This window comes from Terrabacter sp. GCM10028922, from assembly GCF_042666095.1.
Taxonomy (GTDB): Bacteria; Actinomycetota; Actinomycetes; order Actinomycetales; family Dermatophilaceae; genus Terrabacter.
On the sequence record NZ_JBHTFG010000010.1, the window covers coordinates 535,155 to 556,412 of the forward strand.

22 protein-coding genes are annotated in these 21,258 nt (G+C 71.9%); 14 read left to right on the plus strand and 8 right to left on the minus strand.

The window, feature by feature from the left end; translation table 11 throughout:
• The first annotated feature begins 18 nt into the window (after window positions 1–18).
• The gene (locus ACFQU3_RS13165) at window positions 19–1,839 is read left to right on the plus strand and encodes an ABC transporter substrate-binding protein (protein ID WP_385910439.1); all 1,821 of its coding nucleotides are present in this window, start codon (window positions 19–21) and stop codon (window positions 1,837–1,839) included.
• A 126-nt stretch (window positions 1,840–1,965) separates the two neighbouring features.
• Here the strand turns inward: ACFQU3_RS13165 and ACFQU3_RS13170 are convergent, their stop codons facing one another.
• Entirely contained in the window at window positions 1,966–3,156 is a 1,191-nt protein-coding gene (locus ACFQU3_RS13170; RefSeq protein ID WP_385910441.1) for an ROK family protein, read from the minus strand.
• Window positions 3,157–3,223: 67 nt separating this feature from the next.
• Here ACFQU3_RS13170 and xylA point away from each other — a divergent pair, with 67 nt between their 5' ends.
• The gene (xylA, locus tag ACFQU3_RS13175; protein ID WP_385910443.1) at window positions 3,224–4,402 is read left to right on the plus strand and encodes a xylose isomerase; all 1,179 of its coding nucleotides are present in this window, start codon (window positions 3,224–3,226) and stop codon (window positions 4,400–4,402) included.
• Between the two features lie 27 nt (window positions 4,403–4,429).
• On the opposite strand, the gene ACFQU3_RS13180 is transcribed toward xylA, so the two are convergent.
• A complete protein-coding gene (locus ACFQU3_RS13180; RefSeq protein WP_385910445.1) occupies window positions 4,430–4,786 on the minus strand; it encodes a VOC family protein in 357 nt (118 codons plus the stop codon).
• A gap of 89 nt (window positions 4,787–4,875) precedes the next feature.
• On the opposite strand from ACFQU3_RS13180, the gene ACFQU3_RS13185 reads away from it, so the two are divergent.
• Genes ACFQU3_RS13185 through ACFQU3_RS13200 form a run of 4 tightly spaced genes read left to right on the plus strand, consistent with a single transcriptional unit; the run spans window position 4,876 to window position 8,814 of the window.
• Window positions 4,876–5,562 (plus strand): NTP transferase domain-containing protein, encoded by a 687-nt coding sequence (locus tag ACFQU3_RS13185; protein ID WP_385910447.1) that lies wholly within the window; start codon window positions 4,876–4,878, stop codon window positions 5,560–5,562.
• A 54-nt stretch (window positions 5,563–5,616) separates the two neighbouring features.
• Window positions 5,617–6,522: an AAA family ATPase gene (locus ACFQU3_RS13190; protein WP_385910449.1), complete on the plus strand. Its 906-nt coding sequence runs from the start codon at window positions 5,617–5,619 to the stop codon at window positions 6,520–6,522.
• Entirely contained in the window at window positions 6,519–7,640 is a 1,122-nt protein-coding gene (locus ACFQU3_RS13195; protein ID WP_385910451.1) for a VWA domain-containing protein, read from the plus strand. Before ACFQU3_RS13190 ends, ACFQU3_RS13195 begins: the two co-directional genes overlap by 4 nt.
• Window positions 7,633–8,814, plus strand: coding sequence for an XdhC family protein (locus ACFQU3_RS13200; protein WP_385910453.1), 1,182 nt, complete (start codon window positions 7,633–7,635; stop codon window positions 8,812–8,814). Before ACFQU3_RS13195 ends, ACFQU3_RS13200 begins: the two co-directional genes overlap by 8 nt.
• A gap of 23 nt (window positions 8,815–8,837) precedes the next feature.
• Here ACFQU3_RS13200 and ACFQU3_RS13205 read toward each other — a convergent pair whose 3' ends face one another.
• The gene (locus tag ACFQU3_RS13205; protein WP_385910454.1) at window positions 8,838–9,266 is read right to left on the minus strand and encodes a DUF309 domain-containing protein; all 429 of its coding nucleotides are present in this window, start codon (window positions 9,264–9,266) and stop codon (window positions 8,838–8,840) included.
• Between the two features lie 107 nt (window positions 9,267–9,373).
• A complete protein-coding gene (locus tag ACFQU3_RS13210; RefSeq protein WP_385910456.1) occupies window positions 9,374–9,883 on the minus strand; it encodes a PaaI family thioesterase in 510 nt (169 codons plus the stop codon).
• An 82-nt stretch (window positions 9,884–9,965) separates the two neighbouring features.
• Between ACFQU3_RS13210 and ACFQU3_RS13215 the strand changes: the two genes are divergently transcribed.
• The 3 genes from ACFQU3_RS13215 to ACFQU3_RS13225 are packed head-to-tail and all read left to right on the plus strand — an operon-like array spanning window position 9,966 to window position 11,925.
• Window positions 9,966–10,706, plus strand: coding sequence for a FadR/GntR family transcriptional regulator (locus tag ACFQU3_RS13215; RefSeq protein WP_385910458.1), 741 nt, complete (start codon window positions 9,966–9,968; stop codon window positions 10,704–10,706).
• On the plus strand, window positions 10,706–11,533 hold the full coding sequence (locus ACFQU3_RS13220; protein ID WP_385910459.1) for a sterol desaturase family protein: 828 nt from the start codon (window positions 10,706–10,708) through the stop codon (window positions 11,531–11,533). Before ACFQU3_RS13215 ends, ACFQU3_RS13220 begins: the two co-directional genes overlap by 1 nt.
• Window positions 11,534–11,541: 8 nt before the next feature.
• Window positions 11,542–11,925, plus strand: coding sequence for a YciI family protein (locus ACFQU3_RS13225; RefSeq protein WP_385910461.1), 384 nt, complete (start codon window positions 11,542–11,544; stop codon window positions 11,923–11,925).
• A gap of 3 nt (window positions 11,926–11,928) precedes the next feature.
• Here the strand turns inward: ACFQU3_RS13225 and mgrA are convergent, their stop codons facing one another.
• Window positions 11,929–12,972, minus strand: coding sequence for an L-glyceraldehyde 3-phosphate reductase (gene mgrA / locus ACFQU3_RS13230; RefSeq protein WP_385910463.1), 1,044 nt, complete (start codon window positions 12,970–12,972; stop codon window positions 11,929–11,931).
• A gap of 164 nt (window positions 12,973–13,136) precedes the next feature.
• Between mgrA and ACFQU3_RS13235 the strand changes: the two genes are divergently transcribed.
• The 5 genes from ACFQU3_RS13235 (at window position 13,137) to ACFQU3_RS13255 (ending at window position 18,448) form a co-directional block, all read left to right on the plus strand.
• Window positions 13,137–13,607 (plus strand): (2Fe-2S)-binding protein, encoded by a 471-nt coding sequence (locus ACFQU3_RS13235; RefSeq protein WP_385910465.1) that lies wholly within the window; start codon window positions 13,137–13,139, stop codon window positions 13,605–13,607.
• A complete protein-coding gene (locus tag ACFQU3_RS13240; protein ID WP_385910467.1) occupies window positions 13,604–16,099 on the plus strand; it encodes a xanthine dehydrogenase family protein molybdopterin-binding subunit in 2,496 nt (831 codons plus the stop codon). Before ACFQU3_RS13235 ends, ACFQU3_RS13240 begins: the two co-directional genes overlap by 4 nt.
• On the plus strand, window positions 16,096–16,953 hold the full coding sequence (locus tag ACFQU3_RS13245) for an FAD binding domain-containing protein (protein WP_385910469.1): 858 nt from the start codon (window positions 16,096–16,098) through the stop codon (window positions 16,951–16,953). The genes ACFQU3_RS13240 and ACFQU3_RS13245 overlap by 4 nt, the downstream gene beginning before the upstream one ends.
• Before the next feature lie 7 nt (window positions 16,954–16,960).
• On the plus strand, window positions 16,961–17,725 hold the full coding sequence (locus ACFQU3_RS13250; RefSeq protein WP_385910471.1) for an SRPBCC family protein: 765 nt from the start codon (window positions 16,961–16,963) through the stop codon (window positions 17,723–17,725).
• 69 nt (window positions 17,726–17,794) lie between these two features.
• Window positions 17,795–18,448, plus strand: a complete 654-nt coding sequence (locus tag ACFQU3_RS13255; RefSeq protein ID WP_385910472.1) for an NAD(P)H-binding protein — start codon at window positions 17,795–17,797, stop codon at window positions 18,446–18,448.
• A gap of 24 nt (window positions 18,449–18,472) precedes the next feature.
• Here ACFQU3_RS13255 and ACFQU3_RS13260 read toward each other — a convergent pair whose 3' ends face one another.
• The 3 genes from ACFQU3_RS13260 to ACFQU3_RS13270 all read right to left on the minus strand — a co-directional run bounded on the left by ACFQU3_RS13260 (window position 18,473) and on the right by ACFQU3_RS13270 (window position 20,962).
• A complete protein-coding gene (locus ACFQU3_RS13260) occupies window positions 18,473–19,420 on the minus strand; it encodes an ornithine cyclodeaminase family protein (RefSeq protein ID WP_385910474.1) in 948 nt (315 codons plus the stop codon).
• A 74-nt stretch (window positions 19,421–19,494) separates the two neighbouring features.
• Complete coding sequence (locus ACFQU3_RS13265; protein WP_385910476.1) at window positions 19,495–20,247, minus strand: class F sortase; 753 nt, start codon at window positions 20,245–20,247, stop codon at window positions 19,495–19,497.
• 64 nt (window positions 20,248–20,311) lie between these two features.
• Window positions 20,312–20,962, minus strand: coding sequence for a hypothetical protein (locus ACFQU3_RS13270; protein ID WP_385910478.1), 651 nt, complete (start codon window positions 20,960–20,962; stop codon window positions 20,312–20,314).
• Between the last annotated feature and the right edge of the window lie 296 nt (window positions 20,963–21,258).

Below are 21,258 nucleotides of genomic sequence, written 5' to 3' on the forward strand. Positions count from 1 at the left end.
CGCGCCCGAAGGAAGTCCATGCCTCGACGTGTCGCCCGCCCCGCCGCGGTAGCGGTGCTCGTCGTGCTCGCGCTGGCCTCCGCAGGGGCGTGCACGGCTGTCACCGCCGACCCGGGCGCGACCCCCGGCACGACGCCGGACGCCACGGGGGCGCCGGGCACCGCGGCGCCGACCGCCGAGCCGCGCCCGCTCGTCGTGGGCACCGTGTTCGACCACTCGACTCTCGACCCGACCCGGCAGTTCGACCGCAGCGGAGCCATGCTCACGCACGCGCTCTACCAGACACTGACCACCCTCGACCCGGGCGACCCGACGAAGGTCGTGCCCGGCATGGCCGAGTACACCTTGTCGCCCGAGGGTCGGTGGCTGACCCTCCGGCTGCGCAAGGACCTCGTCTTCTCCGACGGCACCCCGGTCACGACCGACGACGTGCTCTTCACGCTCGCGCGCGCGAAGGGCCTCCCCGGTCCGGCGCAGAGCATCCTGGGCACCGTGTCGGCCGTGAAGATCGACGACCGCACGTTCACGCTCAGCTCACCCGGCTCGAACTTCGCCCTCCCCGCCATCCTCGCCAACCCGGCGTTCGGCATCCTCAACGCCGCCGCGGTCAAGGCGCACGGCGGCACGATCGGCCCCGGCGACAGCGCGGGCCCCTACCTCTCGGCGCACTCCGCCGGCTCGGGACCGTACGTCATCGAGAGCGTGCGCGGCACGTCCGAGATCCGCCTCGCGGCCAACCCCAGCTGGAGCGGCCCCGCTCCGGCCTTCCCCGAGGTGGTCGTCCGCAACCTCACGCCGCGCCAGCAACTCGACGCCATCGGGTCGGGTGCCGTTGACGTCGCGCTCGACCTGTCGCCGTCGCTGGCCGACGAGGCCGCGGCCCGCCCGCAGACCTCGCCCGTCACCGTGACGACGATGCGCTCGAGCACGCTCGTCTACCTGGCCCTCAACCGCACTCCGGCCGTCAACGCCTGGACGGCCGATCCCGACTTCGCCGAGGCCGTCCGCCGTGGGATCGACCGGACGGCGGTCGGCGCTGCCGTGCCCGGTGCCATGCCGGCTGCCGGGCTGATCCCCGCGGGCATCGTCGGCGCCCTCGACGACCTGACTCCACCGACCTCGGCGACCGCCGCGCCGGTTCCCGGGCCCACCGGCACGGCCCCGACCCCGACGGGCACGCCGGTCCCGTCGGGCACCGGCCCGACCCCCGCACCCACCGGTTCCACGGCGCTCCCGGACGCCGTCCTCACGACCGGGCCGGACGGCATACCCACGCCGATCGTGACTCACCCCGTCGTGCCCGAGCGTGACCTCGCCGCCGCCAAGGCGGCATTGCGCCGATCGGGCTACAAGGGCCAGCCGATTCCCCTGACGTATGCCGTCGACCTGCCGATCCAGGGCATCCCGCCGAGCGTGCTGGCCGGGGTCGTCAGCAGGCAGCTGGGCGAGGTCGGCATCAAGGTGAAGCTCAACCCGGCGCCCGCGCGCCAGGCGCTCGCCGCGTACCAGAGCGGCCACAGCGCCTTCAGCCTGTGGAGCTGGAACCCCGACTACCCCGACCCCGAGAACTACCTGGCGTTCGCTCCGAGCGAGCTCCTCGGCTCGCGCGTCGGTTGGTCGCGAGCCAACGACACGTTCATGGACGACCTCACCGAGACCGCGCGCGCCTCCGTCGGTGACAACCGCGCGGCGGCGTATGCCGCCTGGCAGCTCGCGATGAACCTGCGCGGCCCCTTCGTCCCCCTCATCCAGCCGGCCACCCGATTCGCGAACGGCGAGCGCGTGAAGACCCTGCCGGGCAACCCCGTCTGGACGCTCGACCTCGCCGGCATCGGCTGACCCCACGCGGAGGCGGGTGCGACGTGGTGGGTCGAGGCGGTCCACCCCTGGCGGTTCGGCTGGACGGCGGGTGAACCCCTGCCCGAGGCCCAGATGCGCGGCCGGCTCACGGCAGGCCCGTGACGGTCACGCGTCGGTGAGGCGCACGGGTTCGGTGACGACCTTCTGCAGTGCGAGCAGGGCGGCGCCGGTCGCGCCGGGGGCCGGGTCGTCGGACGCGACGACCACCGTGGGGCTCACCCAGTGCGCCGACAGCACGCGGCGGCCGAGCAGCACGTCGACCTCCGGGGCGAGCAGGTCGCCGACCTGGGCCAGGTGACCACCGAGGACGACGGTCGGGATGTCGAGCACGTTCACCACCCCGGAGAGGGCGATGCCGAGGGCGCGTGCCGCGGATCGCACTGCAGCGCATGCCTGCTCGTCGCCCTCGTGCGCTCGGCGGGCGAGCTCCGCGGAAGGCGTGGCGGCGTCGAGCCCGGCGGCCGAGAGCATGGCGAGCCGGCCGGCGTACTGCTCGAGGCATCCGGTGGACCCGCACCGGCACGCCGGGCCGTCGGGGTCGACGCAGACGTGGCCGATCTCGCCGGCCCAGCCGTGGCGACCGGTCATGACCGCGCCGCCGACGACGACCGCGCCGCCGATGCCGACCTCACCGCTCAGGTACACGAAGTCGGACGGCTCGCGGTGTCGCCCGGGGGCGGGTGACGCGAAGGCATGGGCCGCGAGGTCTGCCTCGTTGCCGACCTGGAGCGGCAGGTCGCCGAGCGGCTCGGCGAGCGCCGGTCCGGGATCGACGTCCTCCCATCCGAGGTTCGGCGCGCTGAGCAGGCGGCCTGACGTGGCGTCGACGATGCCCGGGAGTGCGAGGCCCGCGCCGATGACGCGGCAGCCGTCAGGGGCTGCGGCGAGCACCCGGGCCGCGTGGCTGCGCAGGCGCCGCAAGGTCGGGGCGGGTCGGGAACCCGCGAGGTCGGTGGTCACGAGGCGCTCTGCGAGCACCGCTCCCGACAGGTCGACGAGTCGTGCGGCCAGGTGGCCCACACCGATCTGCAGTCCGAGCGCGGCGAAGCGGCCGGTCGACGCGCGCAGCGGCGTGCCCGGCCGACCCGGACGTCCCGGGCCGCCGACGACCGAGGCAACCTCCTCGAGCACGCCGCCGGCGACGAGGTCGTCGACGAGTCGCGACACCGTCGAGCGGGTCAGTGACGTCACCGCGGCCACGTCCGCCCGAGACGGGGGCACATCGGCCCCGAGCACCGTGCGCGCGACGAGGGCGAGGTTGGCATGGCGCAGACTCGCCTGCCGCAGGTTGGCCATGCCTTGACCCTAGCCGGTCACGGCTATAAGTTGCACTGCAAAACAAACCATTCGACGAGGAGTCGCGATGACGCGCCAGCCCACCCCCGACGACCGTTTCTCCTTCGGCCTCTGGACCGTCGGCTGGACCGGCACCGACCCCTTCGGCGGCCCCAGCCGCCCCGCCCTGAACCCCTGGGAGTACTCCGACAAGCTCGCCGAGCTCGGCGCGTGGGGCATCTCGTTCCACGACAACGACGTCTTCCCCTTCGACGCCGACGACGCGACGAAGGCGAAGCTCTGCGGCCGTCTCAAGGAGGCCACCGACCGGGCCGGTCTCACGATCGAGATGGTCACGACGAACACCTTCAGCCACCCGGTCTTCAAGGACGGCGGTCTCACCGCGAACGACCGCGGCGTGCGCCGGTTCGGCCTGCGCAAGGTCCTGAGCGCGGTCGACCTCGCGGCCGAGATGGGCGCCAGCACCTTCGTCATGTGGGGCGGGCGCGAGGGCAGCGAGTACGACGGGTCGAAAGACGTGCACGCCGCGTTCGACCGCTACAAGGAGGGCCTCGACACCGTCGCGGGCTACATCAAGTCCCAGGGCTACGACCTGCGAATCGGCTTGGAGCCCAAGCCGAACGAGCCTCGAGGCGACATCTTCCTGCCGACGGTCGGCCATGCGCTGGCGCTCATCGCCGAGCTTGACCACGGTGACATCGTCGGTCTCAACCCCGAGACCGGTCACGAGCAGATGGCCGGGCTCAACTACACGCACGCGCTCGCCCAGGCGCTGTGGAGCGACAAGCTCTTCCACATCGACCTCAACGGCCAGCGCGGCATCAAGTACGACCAGGACCTCGTCTTCGGCCACGGTGACCTCGTGTCCGCGTTCTTCACCGTCGACCTGCTCGAGAACGGCTTCCCCGGCACGCCCGACGGCCCGCGCTACACCGGCCCGAAGCACTTCGACTACAAGCCGTCCCGCACCGAGCACCTGGACGGTGTCTGGGAGTCGGCCAGTGCCTGCATGGCGACCTACCTCATGCTCGCCGACAAGGCCGCAGCCTTCCGTGCCGACCCTCGCACGGCAGAGGCCTGGGCGTACGCCGGTGTGCTCGACCTCGCAGAGCCCACCCTGGATGCCGGGGAGTCGCTGGAGGACTTCCTCGCCACCGACGACGGCTTCGACCCCGAGAAGGCGGCGGAGCGCGACTACGGCTTCGTCCGCCTCAACCAGCTCGCCCTCGAGCACCTCATCAGCTGACGCGGTCGGGGGTGGCTGGACGGGTCGTCAGTCGACGCAGAGGCAGAACGGGTGGCCGGCGGGGTCGAGGAAGACCCGGAACGACGTGCCCGGCTGGTGCTCGTGCTTCGTCGCGCCGAGGGCGACGACGGCCTCCTCGGCCGCGTCGAGGTCCTCGACCATGACGTCGACGTGCATCTGCTGCGGCACGTCCTGTCCCGGCCACTCGGGCGCGGTGTAGCTCTCGACCTGCTGGAAGCAGATGCAGCTGCCGTTGTCGGCCCGGATCTCGCCCCAGCCGTCGGACGTCTTGACCGTCCAGTCGAGGAGCGAGCCGTAGAACGTCGCGAGGGCGGCGGCATCCGGACAGTCGATGACGAAGCTGGGGTAGCTAGCGATGGCCATGGCGGCAACCGTAGAGGCGCTCCCGGACGATCCGCGTCCGGGAGCGCGCAGGACGTCCGAAGCCCCCTGCGCCGGGTAGGTTCCGAGACGTGAGCGACAGCGACGACCACGGTCCTCCGGGACCACCGCCGGCGGCCGCGCGCGGACGCGCGGCCCACGTCCGGGGCCTCGTCCTCGCAGCCGGGGAAGGCCGCCGCATGGGTGGCCCGAAGGCCCTGCTGCGCCGTCACCCCGACGACCCGACCCTCGTCGAGCAGGCCGTGACGCTGCTCCACGAGGGTGGCTGTACGGGCGTCACCGTCGTCGTCGGAGCCGCCGGTGACGAGGTCTCGCGCATCGTCGGCAGCCTCGGTCGTGACGTCGACGTCGTGCCCTGCCCCGACTGGCACGAGGGCATGGGCGCCTCGGTGCGCGCCGGCCTGACCGGCCTGGCGCGCGCGGCCCACGAGGGCGAGGCCCCCGTCGACGCCGCGCTCGTGACTCTCGTCGACCTGCCCGATCTGACGCCCGAGGTCGTCGGACGCGTGCTCGACGTCCCCGGCCGAGACACCGAGGGCGCCCTCCGCACGGTGCTCCGGCGGGCGGCATACGCCCACGTCCCCGGTCACCCCGCGCTCATCGGGCGCGACCACTGGGAACGGGTCGTGGCGAGCGCAGTCGGAGATCACGGTGCGCGCGAGTACTTCCGGGCGACGCCGCACGAGCTCGTCGAGTGCGGCGACCTCGCCACGGGGCGCGACACCGACACCAGGGCGGAGCTGGACGCGTCCCGCTGACCCGCACCGACGGCAGCGCTTCCGTCCCGCGCGATTCTCGGCGATGCTCAGGGAATGGATCACGTCTTCAACAGCGCCGACGCCGTCACGACCGCCCTCGGCGGCACGGGCTACCTCGCCGACGACGCGCTCGCGACCGTGACCTTCCTCGCGACCCGCCTGAACCGCCCCATCCTGCTCGAGGGCGAGCCCGGCACCGGCAAGACCGCGCTCGCCGAGGCCCTCGCCCAGGCGCTCGACCTGCGCCTCATCCGGCTCCAGTGCTACGAGGGCATCGACGCGACGCAGGCCCTCTACGACTGGGACTTCCCACGCCAGATCCTGCACCTGCGCACCGTCGAGGCGCTGACCCGCGACGGTGACCTCGCCCGTGACACCCCCCGTGACACCCAGGCCCTCGAGTCCGAGCTCTTCGACGAGCGGTTCCTGCTCGCCAGACCGGTCCTCGAGGCTCTGCGCGCGGCCCCGTGCGTGCTGCTCATCGACGAGATCGACCGCGCCGACGACGAGTTCGAGGCGTTCCTGCTCGAGGTCCTCTCGACGTGGCAGGTCACGATCCCCGAGCTCGGCACGGTGAGCGCCTCCACCCCGCCGATCGTCGTCCTCACCTCGAACCGCACGCGTGAGCTCCACGACGCGCTGAAGCGGCGCTGCCTCTACCACTGGATCGACCATCCCGGGCTCGCGCGCGAGCTCGAGATCGTGCGCACCCGCCTGCCCGAGGTCTCGGCCGCGCTCGCCGAGCAGGTCGTCACCCTCGTCCAGCGCCTCCGCGCCTCGGGTGAGCTCATCAAGCCCCCCGGCGTCGCCGAGACCCTCGACTGGGCGCGCGCCCTCGAGACCGTCGGGGCCACCCGCCTCGACGCCGAGGTCGCCGCCGCCACGCTCGGTGCGGCCCTGAAGTACCGCGAGGACTCCGAGCGCATCCGCGCCTCGCTCGACAAGCTTCTCACCGCATGACCGCAGCACCCGAGCAACAGGCCGAACCCGAGCCCGACGAGCTGCTCCTCGGCTTCGCCCGCGCCCTGCGTGCGGCCGGGCTCGGGGTCACTGCCGACCGCGAACGCACCTTCCTCGTCGCCGCAGCGACCGTCGGCCTCGGCGAGCGGGCCCACGTGTACTGGGCCGGCCGCGCGACGATGACGTCGGTGCCGGCCGACTTCCCCGTCTACGACGAGGTCTTCGAGCGCTGGTTCGGCGGCGAGGCGATCCCGCGTGGCCGCCGGGTCGAGGTCCTGCGGCCTCCCGTACGCCAGGCGCCCCTCGACGGCGGCGACGGTCACGGAGGAGAGGCCGACGCCGACACGCTGGAGGCGCGCGCGAGCGCCCAGGAGGTGCTGCGCCACCGCGACGTCGCCACGCTGAGCGCGGCGGACCGCGTCGCCGCCGCACGGCTCTTCGCGAGCCTCGCTCCACGGAGTCCGCTGCGTCGCGCCCGTCGCCACGTGCGCTCCACGAACGGGTCGGTCGACGGCCCGGCGACTCTTCGCGAGCAGCTGCGCCGCATGGGCGAGCCGGGCCGCATCCACCACCGACGCCGCGGCGTGCGCCCGCGCCGCATCGTGCTGCTCGTCGACGTGTCCGGGTCGATGAGCCCCTACGCCGACAGCCTCCTTCGCCTCGCCCACGTCTTCGTGCGCTCGGTGCCCCACGTGGAGGTCTTCACCATGGGCACGCGCCTGACCCATGTCACGCGAGCCCTCAGCGAGCGCGACCCCGACCGGGCGCTCGCCGCCGCCGGACGCGTCGTGCCCGACTGGTCCGGCGGCACCCGGCTCGGTGAGGCGATCGGTGCGTTCCTCGACCGCTGGGGCCGACGGGGTATGGCCCGGGGCGCCGTCGTCGTTGTCTTCTCCGACGGTTGGGAACGCGAGGGCCCGGAGGTGCTCGGCGAGCAGATGCGCCGGCTCGCCGCCCTCTCGCACCGGGTCGTGTGGGCCAACCCGCACCGCGGGAAGGTCGGCTACGAACCGGTGCAGCAGGGCATCGTCGCGGCCCTGCCGCACATCGACGACTTCGTCGCGGGCCACTCGCTCGCGGCGTTCGAGGAGCTGATCGAGGTGGTCTCCCGTGCGTGAGGTCCTGGACGAGATGATGCGTTGGTGGTCAGCCGGCGAGACGGTCGGCGTCGGTACCGTCGTCGGCACGTGGCGCTCGGCGCCGCGCCAGCCCGGCGCGTCGATGCTCGTCGGCCCCGGCGGCGAAGCCGTCGGCTCGGTGTCGGGCGGCTGCGTCGAGGGCGCGGTCTACGAGCTCAGCCAGGAGGTCGTCGAGACGGGCCGGCCCGTGCTCCAGCGCTACGGCGTGAGCGACGACGACGCGTATGCCGTGGGGCTGACCTGCGGGGGCATCCTCGACGTGTTCGTCGAGAAGGTGAACCGCGAGACCTTCCCGGAGCTCGGAGAGGTCGCCGACGACATCGCGTCCGGGCGGCCGGTCGCGGTCGTCACCGTCATCGAGCACCCCGACCCGGCCTGGGTGGGCCGGCGCGTCGTCGTGCACCCGGAGAGCGACGGCGACGCCGACGACACGGCATCCTTCCTCGGGTCGCTCGGCAGCGGCCGCGCCGACGACGCTGTCCGCGACGACGCGAGAGGCCTTCTCGCGCAAGGGCGGTCGGCGATACTCACGTACGGGCCCGACGGCGAGCGGCGCGGCGAGGGGATGCGCGTCTTCGTGGCCTCCCACGCCCCCAAGCCGCGCATGCTCGTCTTCGGCGCGATCGACTTCGCCGCTGCCGTCGCCCGCGTCGGCGGGTTCCTCGGCTACTCCGTGACCGTGTGCGACGCCCGCCCGGTGTTCGCGACGAAGACGCGGTTCCCCGGAGCCGACGAGGTCGTCGTCAGGTGGCCGCACGACTACCTCCAGAACGAGGTCGACGAGGGACGCATCGACTCCCGCACCGTCATCGCCGTGCTGACCCACGACCCGAAGTTCGACGTGCCGCTGCTCGAGGTCGCGCTGCGGCTGCCGGAGGTCGCCTACATCGGTGCCATGGGCTCGCGGCGCACGCACGAGGACCGGCTCGAGCGGCTCCGCGAGGCCGGCCTGACCGAGGACGAGCTGGCTCGGATGAGCTCACCGATCGGGCTCGACCTCGGTGCGCGCACGCCGGAGGAGACGGCCGTGTCGATCGCCGCCGAGATCATCGCGCTTCGGTGGGGCGGAGCCGGCGAGCGGCTCGCGGCGACGGAGGGGCCGATCCACCACCACCACGCGACACACGACGGCGATCCGAGGCCACACGCCTGAGCGCCCGAGGCCGCCGGTGCCGGCTACGCCGTGGTGACGCGGTCGCGTGCGCACGCGACCACCGCGGTGAGGTCGAGCCCGTACGTCGGGCCTCCGCCGGCGCCGTAGTCCTGCAACCTGCCGGCACCGCGCTCGAGCAGCCGGGCGGCCCCGACGCCGTTGCCACGGGCGGCGTGGGTCAGGGCGACGCAGAGCTGGGCGAGCCCCTGCCACAGGTCACGCTCCTGCTCCGGGCCGGCCTTCCAACGCGCCTCGAGGACCTCGTGTGCCGAGAAGGGTCTGCCCTCCTCGACGAGGCTCTTGGCCGCCGAGAGCGTGTCGTGCGGGGGCAGCGGCTCCTCGGAGACCGGTTCGACGCCCACGCTGCCGTAAGGCAACGGCCGGCCAAGAGCATCACGGGGCCGCTCCTGACGCGGTCGCCCGGCGGGGTCGCGGTCGCGCTCGTCGGTCACGGCCGGATCCCTCGCGCGTGGCCCCGTTGCAGTGGCAGCGTCATGCGGCCAGCGTATGGCGCAGGCCTCGCCGTGTCGTCAGCTGGTGGTCGTCAGCCGGTGGGTCGTCAGCCGGTGGCCCGCGGACGCCAGCGCTTCCAGAGCGCGGTGGCCTGCGCGCGCACCTTGCCGTCCCAGCGCAGCTCGACCTCGACCGTCATCTGCGGCTCGTCGGCGGTCGTGACGACGGCGTGCAGCTCGACGGTGTCGTGGAGCGGCGCCGGGCGCAGGTAGCGCAGGTCGAGACCGGCCGTGACGTACGAGAGGTCGGCGCCGGGCAGCGGTGGCCAGCCGGCGCGGTCCGCCTCGAGCATGACGGCGGCGGCGCTGTGGCAGTCGAGGACGGTGCCGATGATGCCGCCGTTGAGGTAGCCGAGACCGTTGTCGTGCTCGGGCCAGGGCGTGAAGAGCGCCGTGACCCCGTCCGTGGCCGTCTCACCGAGGGGGTAGCTCTTGAGCTGCAGGCCCTTGGCGTTGGCCTGGCCGCACCCGAAGCACGGGAGGTCCGGGTAGAGCCGCTCTTGGATGCTGAGTCGGCTGCTGAGTCGGCTGCTGGGCGTGACGTCGGTGTCCGGCATGCGCCCAACCTACAAGCGGCGGGGCGTCCAAAATTGGTCCAACCACTTGATGAGTGGATGTGTCTGCTGCCATGGTGTCGGCATGAGCCAGAGTGGATTCAAGCCCGTGACGCGTCGCTCGGTCTCCGACGAGGTCTTCGCGGAGCTGCGCGACGCCGTCCTCACCGGCCGGTTCAGCCCGGGCGACTCGCTGCCGCCCGAGCGCGAGCTCGCCGCCTCCTTCGCGGTCAACCGGCACGCCGTGCGCGAGGCGCTCCAACGCCTCCAGGCGGCCGGCTTCGTGCACGTCGTCCACGGCGGTGGCACGCGGGTCCTCGACGTGCGCAGCACCGCCGGTCTCGACCTGCTGGCCCACCTCGCACGCTCCGGCGACGGCCTCGACCCGACGATCGTGCGCGACGGCCTCGAGATGCGCCGGTGCATCGGCGTCGAGGCAGCGCGCCTCGCCGCGGCCCGCGGCACGGCCGTGGCCCGCGAGAGGGTCGCCGCCGCCGCGGCGGCCTACGCCGACGAGGGCCACCCGGACGCCGACCGCGACTTCTGGCTCGAGGTCGTCGAGGCGAGCGGCAACCTCGCCTTCCGCCTCGCCCTCAACTCGCTCGTGCACGCCATCGACGGCAGCCCCGACGTCATGGACGCGCTGCTCGCGGCCGATCGGGCCGACCTGCTCCCGCACGCGCCGCTCGCGGCGGCGATCGGGGACGGTGACGTTGACGAGGCTGCGCGATGCGCCGACGCGATCCTGTCCCAGGCCGTCGACGTGTGGGCCGCGCTCACCGACTCCGGTCGCTCCCGCGGCACCACCGCGACCAAGGGGGCCTGATGGTCGACCTCATCGTCACCGCGATCCCGTTCTTCGTCGCCTTCATCGTCGTCGAGGTCGTCTCGCTGTGGTTCGCTCCCGACGCCGACGAGGTCGGCTACGAGGTGCGCGACACCGTCACGAGCCTGTCGATGGGCCTCGGCAGCGTGGCCGTCGGGATCGCCTACAAGTCACTGCAGCTCGTCGTCTACGCCGCGCTGTATGCCGTCACGCCGCTGCGCCTCGACACCTCGCTGTGGTGGGTGTGGGTCGTCGTCGTCGTCGCCGAGGACCTCGCGTACTACTGGTACCACCGCGCCCACCACGAGGTGCGCATCCTCTGGGCCAGCCACGTCGTGCACCACTCGAGCCGGCGCTACAACCTCTCCACGGCGCTGCGCCAGACCTGGACGCCGTTCGGCGGCATCCCGTTCTGGGCCCCGCTCGCCCTCCTCGGCGTGCCGCCGTGGGCGATCTTCCTCCAGCAGTCGATCTCGCTGCTCTACCAGTTCTTCCTGCACACCGAGCGGGTCGGAAAGCTCTGGCGCCCGGTCGAGCTCGTCATGAACACGCCGTCGCACCACCGTGTGCACCACGGCACGAACACTCCCTACCTCGACCGCAACTACGGAGGCATCCTCATCGTCTGGGACCGGCTCTTCCGGTCGTTCGAGCCCGAGGGCGAGCGTGTCGTGTACGGCCTCACGAAGCAGCTGCGCACGTACAACCCGCTCGTCGTCGCCACCCACGAGTACGCCGCCATCTGGCGTGACGTGCGCACCGCCGCGTCGTGGCGCGACCGCGTCGGCCACGTCGTCCGCGGCCCTGGCTGGCAGCCGCAGGGGTGAACGAGACGATGCCACGCGATCCCGACGTCCCCGACTCGTTCGACGTCTACACGGTCGTGGTGCTGCGGCGGCCCGCCGATGCGCCGGAGCTGTCCGACGAGGAGCTCGACTCCCTCCAGGCCGAGCACCTCGCCTACCGCGCCGAGCTGGCGCGGCAGGGTCTGGTGGTCGTGAACGGGCCCTTCGACGAGCAGAGCGACCCGACGTACCGCGGGATGTCGATCTTCGCCTGCGACCCCGAGGAGGCCGCACGGCTGTCGGACGGCGACCCGTCCGTCGTGGCGGGGCGGCTCGCCTACGACGTGATGGAGTGGTGGGTCCGCACCGGCTCGCTGGCGTTCCCGCTCACCGACCGCCCGGTCGGCGACCGCCGGTCGATGCCCGACGACTGACCCTCAGCGGGAGCTGGACCGCTTCCAGAGGTTGATGCCGCCCTCGACGGCGTGCCTGTCGATCTTCTCGAGCTCCTCCGACGTGAAGCCGAGGTTCCTCAGGGAGCCGAGGCTGTCCTCGAGCTGGGTCACCGACGAGGCGCCGATGAGCACCGACGTGACGCGCGGGTCACGCAGCACCCAGGCGAGCGCCATCTGCGCGAGCGACTGGCCGCGGGCCTTCGCCATCCGGTTGAGCGCCCGGATGTGCTTGAGGTTCTGCTCGCTGAGCAGCTTCGGCGAGAGCGACTTGCCCTGCGCGGCACGCGATCCTGCTGGCACGCCCTTGAGGTACTTGTCGGTCAGCATGCCCTGGGCGAGCGGCGAGAACGCGATGCAGCCCACGCCCTCCTCGCCGAGCACGTCGAGCAGGTCCTCCTCGACCCAGCGGTTGAGCATCGAGTAGCTCGGCTGGTGGATGAGCAGGGGTGTGCCCATGCTGCGGAGGATCTCGACGGCCTCCTCGGTGCGGGGGCCGGAGTAGCTGGAGATGCCGGCATACAGCGCCTTGCCCTGGCGGACCGCGGTGTCGAGCGCGCCCATCGTCTCCTCGAGCGGCGTCGTCTCGTCGAAGCGGTGGCTGTAGAAGATGTCGACGTAGTCGACGCCCATCCGCTGCAGCGACTGGTCGAGCGAGCTGAGGACATACTTGCGGCTGCCGCCGCCCTGGCCGTACGGGCCGGGCCACATGTCGTAGCCGGCCTTCGTCGAGAGGATCAGCTCGTCGCGATAGCGCCTGAAGTCCTGCGCGTAGATCGCGCCGAAGTTGCGCTCGGCCGAGCCGTACGGCGGGCCGTAGTTGTTCGCGAGGTCGAAGTGCGTGACGCCGAGGTCGAAGGCGCGACGCAGCGTCGCGCGCTGCCGGTCGAGGGGGACGTCGTCGCCGAAGTTGTGCCACAGGCCGAGCGAGACGGCCGGGAGGTCGAGCCCCGATCGGCCCGTCCGGCGGTAGGTCATCGAGTCGTAGCGGCTGCGAAGCGCCTGGTAGTCGTCGGCGTGAAGAGTCATGCCGACAGTCTTGTCCGGCGCGACGCCGCGGCGAAAGCGGAGGTCATCCCGTGGATGTCCTGCAGATGCGCAGGGTTGATCCCGTTGCCCTTGTGAAGTGGTTGACGGCGAGCAAGACTCACTCTCGGGAAGTCAACTGCAGCGCGGCAGGAGGACAGACAGCAATGACCCGTATCCAGGTGACCGTCGACAGGGTGAGCTACTCCGACGACGTCGAGCCCAGGACCCTCTTGGTCCAGTACCTACGCGAGACGCTCGGCAAGACCGGCACCGTCGTCGGCTGCGACACGAGCAACTGCGGTGCGTGCACCGTGCACCTCGACGGCGTGAGCGTGAAGTCGTGCAACGTCCTCGCCGTCCAGGCGGACGGCCACGAGGTGACGACGATCGAGGGGCTCGCCACGGATGGCGAGCTCCATCCGGTTCAGCAGGCCTTCCATGAATGCCATGCCCTCCAGTGCGGCTACTGCACGCCCGGCATGATCATGCAGGCCGTCGACCTCCTCAACGACAACCCCGATCCCAGCGAGCAGGAGATCCGTGAGGGTCTCGAGGGCAACCTCTGCCGCTGCACCGGCTACCACAACATCGTCAAGGCCGTCGCCCAGGCAGCGAAGGCGGGGGTGACCTCATGACGATCACCGAGGACCGCCAGACCGATGCGCCGGAGGCCGAGGTCGGCAGGTCGCGCAGGCGCAAGGAGGACCAGCGCCTGATCACCGGTCGCACCCGCTGGACCGACAACATCCAGCTGCCCGGCATGCTGCACCTCGCCATGGTGCGCAGCCCGTTCGCGCACGCCAACATCACCGCCATCGACACTGGCGAGGCCAAGGCTGCCCCGGGCGTCATCGGCGTCTTCACGGGGGCGGACCTCAAGGACACGCAGGGCGTCAACGCCAACGCCTGGCCGCTCAACGCGGAGCAGAAGACGCCCGAGCACCTGCCCGTGGCCATCGAGCACGTGGCCTGCGCCGGTGAGATCGTCGCCGTCGTCGTGGCCCGCACGGCCGCGCAGGCCCGCGACGCCGCGGAGCTCGTCGACGTCGACTACGACGAGCTGTCGGCCGTCCTCGACCTCAGGGAGGCCGTCAAGGACGAGGTGCTGACGCACCCGTCGCTCGGCACCAACACGTCCGCCTTCTGGAAGCTCGACTCCGCCGAGCAGGGCTCGGGCGGCGACATCGAGGCGGCCATCGCCAAGGCCCGCGAGGACGGCATCGTCATCGAGCGCGAGTACCGCCAGCAACGCCTCGTCCCGGCGTTCATGGAACCGCGCTCGACCGTCGTCGACCCCACCGGCGAGCAGCTCGTCGTGTGGTCGGCCACCCAGATCCCGCACATCCTGCGCTTCCTCATCGCCGCGACCATGGGCATCCCCGAGTCCAAGCTGCGGGTCATCGCCCCCGACGTGGGCGGCGGCTTCGGCGGCAAGCTCCAGACGACGCCCGAGGAGTTCGCGACGATCGCGGTCGCCCGCCGGCTCGGCAAGCCGTGCAAGTACACCGAGACCCGCTCCGAGTCGATCCTGTCGGCCCACCACGGCCGCGACCAGATCCAGAAGCTGACGCTCGCGGCCGAGAAGGACGGCCGCGTCACCGGGCTCAAGGTCGAGCTGCTCGCCGACCTCGGCGCCTACGTCGCCATCGTCGGCGGCGGTGTGCCGGTGCTCGGCGCGTGGATGTTCAACTCGATCTACAAGTTCGACGCCTACCAGTTCAACTGCCAGACGGTGCTGACCAACAAGACGTGGGTCGACGCATACCGCGGGGCCGGCCGCCCCGAGGCGACGTACGGCATCGAGCGGCTCATGGACGAGCTCGCCGTCGAGGTCGGGGTCGATCCGCTCGAGATCCGCGCGAAGAACTGGATCACGCACGACGAGTTCCCCTTCACCACTGTCGCCGGCATGACGTACGACTCCGGCAACTACGAGGCCGCGACGGCGCGGGCGAAGGAGCTCTTCGGCTACGACGAGCTGCGTGCGGAGCAGCGCCGGCGGCGCGAGGCCAACGACCCCGTACAGCTCGGCATCGGCATCTCGACGTTCACCGAGATGTGCGGCCTCGCCCCGTCCCGCGTCCTCGGCTCGCTCAACTACGGCGCCGGGGGCTGGGAGAGCGCGAGCATCCGGATGCTCGCGACCGGCAAGGTCGAGGTCGTCACCGGAGCCTCCGCGCACGGGCAGGGCCACGAGACGGCCTGGAGCCAGATCGTCGCCGACCGGCTCGGCGTCCCCTTCGAGGACATCGAGGTGCTCCACGGCGACACCCAGGTCTCGCCGAGGGGCATGGACACCTACGGCTCGCGCTCGCTCGTCGTCGGGGCCGAGGCCGTGATCCGCGCGGCCGACAAGGTCATCGAGAAGGCGAAGCCGATCGCCGCCCACATGCTCGAGGCGAGCGTCGACGACATCGAGTTCTCGGCAGGGCGTTTCGGCGTCAAGGGCACCGACCGGGGCGTCACGATGCCCGAGGTGGCCCTGGAGACGTGGACGTGCCACAACCTTCCCGAGGGCATCGAACCCACCATCGACGCCGACGCGACCTTCGACCCCGACACGTTCTCCTTCCCGCACGGCACACACCTCTGCGCGATGGAGGTCGACACCGAGACCGGGGCGACGAAGATGCGGTCCTACGTCGCGGTCGACGACATCGGCAACATCGTCAACCCGCTCATCGTCGAGGGGCAGGAGCACGGAGGGCTCGTCCAGGGCATCGCCCAAGCGCTCTGGGAGGGTGCGGAGTACGACGACCAGGGCACCCTCGTCACGGGCTCCTTCGTCGACTACACGCTGCCGACGTCGGCCGACACGATCAGCTTCGTCACCGACCACACGACGTCGCCGTCGACGACGAACACCTTGGGCACCAAGGGAGTCGGCGAGGCGGGGACGATCGCCTCGACGCCGGCGGTGGTCAACGCGATCGTCGACGCGGTGCGCCACCTCGGCGTCAACGACATCGTCATGCCGTGCACGCCGGAGCGGGTGTGGAAGGCGATCCAGGCCGGCAGGCCCGTCTCCGCCGAGGGCGAGCGCGAGGCCGCGCCGCACTTCGACGAGGGCGCGCCGAACCAGGCGGACCCCGATCCGTCCGCCTCGGCCGAAGGGAGCCGGTCGTGATCCCCGCCCAGTTCGACTACGTCGCGCCCGAGACCGTCCAGGACGCCATCGCCGCGCTCGCCGAGCACGGCGACGAGGCCAAGGTGCTCGCCGGCGGTCAGTCGCTGCTGCCCATCCTCCGGATGCGGCTCAACGCGCCAGGGGTCATCGTCGACCTCGGTCGCATCGCCGAGCTGCAGGGCATCTCGGAGGAGGGTGACCATCTCGTCATCGGCGCCATGACGACGTATGCCGCCGTGCTGGCCTCCGAGGCCGTGTCGACGCACGCGGCCTTGCTGTCCAAGGCGATCCAGACCGTCGCCGACCCGCAGATCCGCCACCGGGGCACGATCGGTGGTGCGCTCGTGCACGCCGACCCGGCCGGAGACGTGGGGGCTCCGGCGCTCGCGCTGGGCGCCGAGCTCGTCATCGTCGGTGCGGGTGGGTCGACGCGTACCGTGGCGGCGGACGACTTCTTCGAGGACCTCTTCACGACGGCGGTCCGTGACGGTGAGCTGCTGACCCAGATCCGCGTTCCGAAGCACACCGGGTGGGGAGCGCACTACGAGAAGTTCGTGAGGGTCAGCCACCAGTGGTCGATCGTCGGGGTGGCGGCGACCGTCCGCAGCGAGGGCGGCTCGATCGCCGAGGCGCGGGTCGGCCTCACCAACATGGGCTCGACTCCCTTGCGCGCCAAGGCCGTCGAGGAAGCCCTCGTCGGGCAGCCGGCGACGGACGACGCGGTGCGGGCGGCTGTCGCCTCGGTCGCGGACGGCACCAACCCGCCCTCGGACCTCAACGGCGACGCGGACTACCGCAAGCACCTCGCGACGGTGCTGACGCGGCGCGCGGTCCTCGCCGCTGCAGGAGCGTGATCGCCGGATGGAGCTGACGCACTCCTTCACCGTCCCGACCTCCGTCGACGACGCGTGGGCCCTGTTCATGGACCTCGAGCAGGTCGGCGGGTGCTTCCCGGGCGCGACCGTGACGGAGGTGACCGACGACTGGTTCTCCGGCACCGTCAAGGTCAAGCTCGGTCCGATCGCCCTCGTCTACTCCGGCTCGGGCTCGTTCGTCCAGCGCGACGACGCCGCGCACCACGCCGTCATCGAGGCGAAGGGCAAGGACAAACGGGGCAACGGCACGGCCGGCGCCACGGTGTCCATCCAGCTCGCTCCCGACGGGGCGGGCACGCGTGCCGAGGTCGTCACCGACCTGGCGGTCACCGGCAAGCCGGCGCAGTTCGGCCGCGGCGTCATGCAGGACGTGTCCGACAAGCTGCTCCAGGCCTTCGTCGCCTGCATCGAGCGGCAGCTGTCCGGCGCAGAGGAGGCACCGGGGGTCTCGGAGCCGGTGTCGGAGCCGGCCTCCGACGTGTCCCCGGAGACCGGTTTCGTCGAGACGGCCTCCGACGCGCTTGCCGCCGACACGCGCTCGGCTCCGAAGGCTGCGCCGACGGGCGCGGCGACGGCTCCGGCACGCGGCGGCATACCCCGACGGGTCACGTCCGACATCGAGGAGGACCAGGCGCTCGACCTCGGGTCGGCCGTCATGCCGGTCCTCGTCAAGCGGTATGCCGGCTACGCAGCGGCCGCGGCCGTCGGCATCGTCGTCGGCTGGCTCATCGGACGCGGTTCCGGCGACTGAGTCGAAGGTGCTGCCGGCCCGGTCGGGCTCCCGCGGGCCCGGCGGCGCTCCGTCTGAGAGGCTGGGCAGATGTCCCGAACTGTCATCATCGGCGGCCACGGCAAGGTGGCCCTCCTCGCCGCTCCGCTGCTCGTCGCCGACGGCCACGACGTCGCGTCGGTCGTGCGCAACCCCGAGCACGTCGGCGACGTCCAGGCGACCGGCGCGACCGCGGCGGTGCTCGACGTCGAGAACGCGTCGACGGAGCAGATCGCCGACGTCGTCCGGGGCAGTGACGTGGTCGTGTGGTCGGCCGGTGCCGGCGGTGGCAACCCGCAGCGGACCTATGCCGTCGACCGCGACGCCGCGATCCGCTCGATGGAGGCCGCGGCGCAGGCGGGGGTCGGGCGCTACGTCATGGTGTCGTACTTCGGTGCGGGGCCCGACCACGGCGTCCCCGAGGACAACGCGTTCCACGCGTACGCCGAGGCCAAGACTGCGGCCGACGCGCACCTGCAGGGCACCGGCCTCGCCTGGACGATCCTGCGACCGAGCACCCTGACGGCCGAGCCGGCGACCGGCCACATCGAGTCGGGCGCCGGCGTCGTGGCCGGCCGCGTGTCCCGCGACAACGTCGCGCACGTGCTCCGCGCGGTCGTGGCGCATCCCGAAACGACCGAGGGCCGCGTCATCGCCTTCAACGACGGCTACCAGGCCATCGACGAGGTCATCGCCTCCCTGTGACGCGGACGGCCCGGTGGCCGGGCGTCAGACACGGCCGACGTGCTCCGCGATGACGAGGTCCTGCCACGCCATCCCGACGCTCTTGAACACGTTGGGCCGGTCCGTCGCCCGTGCGACCCGACCGGTCACGACGTCGCTGAGGGTGCACACCTCCGCCCAGTCGAGGGCCCCCTGGGCTGCCGCGAGGATGACGTCGCCCGCCTCGCGGTGCGCGGTGGCGACGTCCTCGACGACGACGAGTGACCGCCCGACCAGTCCGGAGCCGAGCTCGCGACGGTGGGCCTCGTGCGAGCCGACAGCGACGACACACACCCCGTCGGCGACCCAGTCGTCGCCGAGCACGGGTGTCGCGGCCGAGGTCGCCGTGACCACGACCTGGGCGCCCCGGACGGCTCGCTCGACCTCGGGCTCGTCGACGGTCAGGGCGCGCGTCTCGAGCCGGCCGTTCGTGGGCAGTCCCGAGATCCGCTGGGCCGTCGACCGGGTGGGATCGGCGCGACGCCCCACGACGGTCACCGACGACGGACGCCGGATCGCGAGGAGCGCCTCGACGTGGCCGAGCGCCTGCGGCCCGCTGCCGAAGACGACGACCGAGTCGACGTCGGGCGGGGCCAGGGCGTCGATCGCGACGGCCGAGACCGCCGGGGTGCGCAGTGACGTGATCGCGGCGCCGTCGATGAGCACCGAGGGGGTCAGCGTCTCGGCGTCCATGAGGACGTACACCGCCTGGATCCGTTCGAGCCCACGGGCCGGGTTGCCGGGGGCCACGGAGACCACCTTGACGCCGGCAGCCGTACGCGTCGACGAGGGCATGACGAGGAGCTCACCGTCGCCGACGCCGGCCGCGAGACGGGGTGGGTCCCCCGACGGGTCGAAGCCGTCGGCGAGCTCCTGCCGGATGAGCCGTCGAGCGCGGTCGGGCGACAGCGAGCGGCGCAGGGTGGTGGCATCGACCCAGCGTGGCTGCTGCATCTCTCGACTCTAGGTGGCGTGCTGGGGGGCCCGCGCGTCGAGCTACGTCGACATCCGCGCCGCCGATGAGCGGCTCAGCCGCGGTTGACCGGCGATGCGATGAGGAGGCTGATGTCGTCATAGTTCTGGGTGAAGGCGTTCCAGCTCCCACCGCACGTGGTCAGGAAGAGCCGCTCCGGGCCACTGAAGTTGTAGAGCTTCTGGGAGGAGACGATGCGTGGGTAGTCACGAGCAGCATCCACCTCTCGCCAGACCCTCGACACCCGGTAGGAGCAGAGCGAGCCGTTGTCCTGACGCACGTGGATGAGCTGTCCGAGCGCGATGCGCGACGCGAAGTCCTCCTTGAAGATCGCCGAGTTGTTGCGGTAGGTGTGGCCGTTCGTCAGGACCGTTCCTGAACCGCCTCCCGGACGGGGACCGCCGGCATACCACCCGGCTCTGGTCCGATCGATCGGGCTGCCGAGTGGTTGCTTGCCCTGGGCATCGGGTGGCGCGGTGCGGTCCAGTCCGATGCGCTCGAACGCCGCATCGACGCCGAGCGCGGGAATGATCAGCCGAGCTGGGACACCGGCCCGGCACCCGGACGACGCTGTCGAGGGCCGACTCCTCACCGGCGCCCGGGTCGTCGACGTACTCGGCACGTCCGTGCTGGACGGTCGAGGGTGCGTCTCCCCCGAACCCTTGTGGGCGTCGATGCTCGTCCCGGTGGCTGCGCCCGTCGTGCCAGCGGGCCCGACGAGGGCCCACGGCTGGGCGACGAGGAACCACAGACCGGTCGCGACGAGAAGGGCGACCAGCCCGTACCGCAACGCCTGCGAGCCGTGCACCGGTACCGTCAGGACCCACTCCGGTCGGCCGCCGTCCGAGACGACGACCGACCGGTTCGGTGGATCAGGCCTGTCCGGCCTGACGGCGCCGACTCCGGGCGTCGCCGGCCAGCAGGCCGGCTGCCGCGAGAAGCAGCCCAGAACCGACGAGCCCGTTCACCGGGCTGGTCCCCCCCGCCCCACCGGTGTCAGGAGCGCCGACCCCCGGGACGAGGCCGCCGCCGCCGCCGTTGCCGCCGCCGCCGTTGCCGCCGCCGCCGTTGCCGCCGCCGTTGCCGCCGCCCCCGCCGCCGTCACTGGGCGTGGTGGGTGGTGGTGTGGTGGGTGGCGTCGTGGGTGCTGTCGTGGGTGGAGTGGTGGGCGGTGTGGTGGGCGGTGGTGAGACGATGCACGCGCCGGTGCCGGGGCTCGACCCGCCGATCTGAACGACGACCGACTTGTCGTGCGCGTCCGAGAACGTGTCACCGACGTGAGGAGCGTCCTCCCGACCCGTCAGGGATGCCCAGTCGACGAAGATCGGGTTCTTGCCGGCCTTGAGCACCTCGTTCGTGTGCGGCGTCTGGACGTACTTGCACACCCAGACCTGGTGAGGATCTCCCGGAGTTGCCTCGGCAATCCATCCGGTCGCCAAGGTTGCAGTGCCGGCGAGTGCAAGCGTCGCGGAGCTGCACCACACGACGACACGCTTCGGTATGCGGAAGGTGCTCTCGGTCATGATCCATCCCTTGTTGTCAGGTGCGGCGCCGCGCCCGTACCCTCGGCGCCAGAGCCTCCGAGCAGTCACGTTAGGACCCTCCAAAATCGACCATAGGCCTCCCTGCGGGCAACTAGGGGTTTAAGGGATCTCCTTGTTGCGCAAGGCAATTCGCGAAGATTGTGGCGAAGGAGCAGTTTGTCCGCCGAGGCACGGAGGCGAGCGCCGTGCGTCGACGTCTGGGCTGGACGTAGGCTCGAACGGATCGTCCACCACCCCGGACGGTCGACGTCAACGACGACACGAAGTCAGGACAC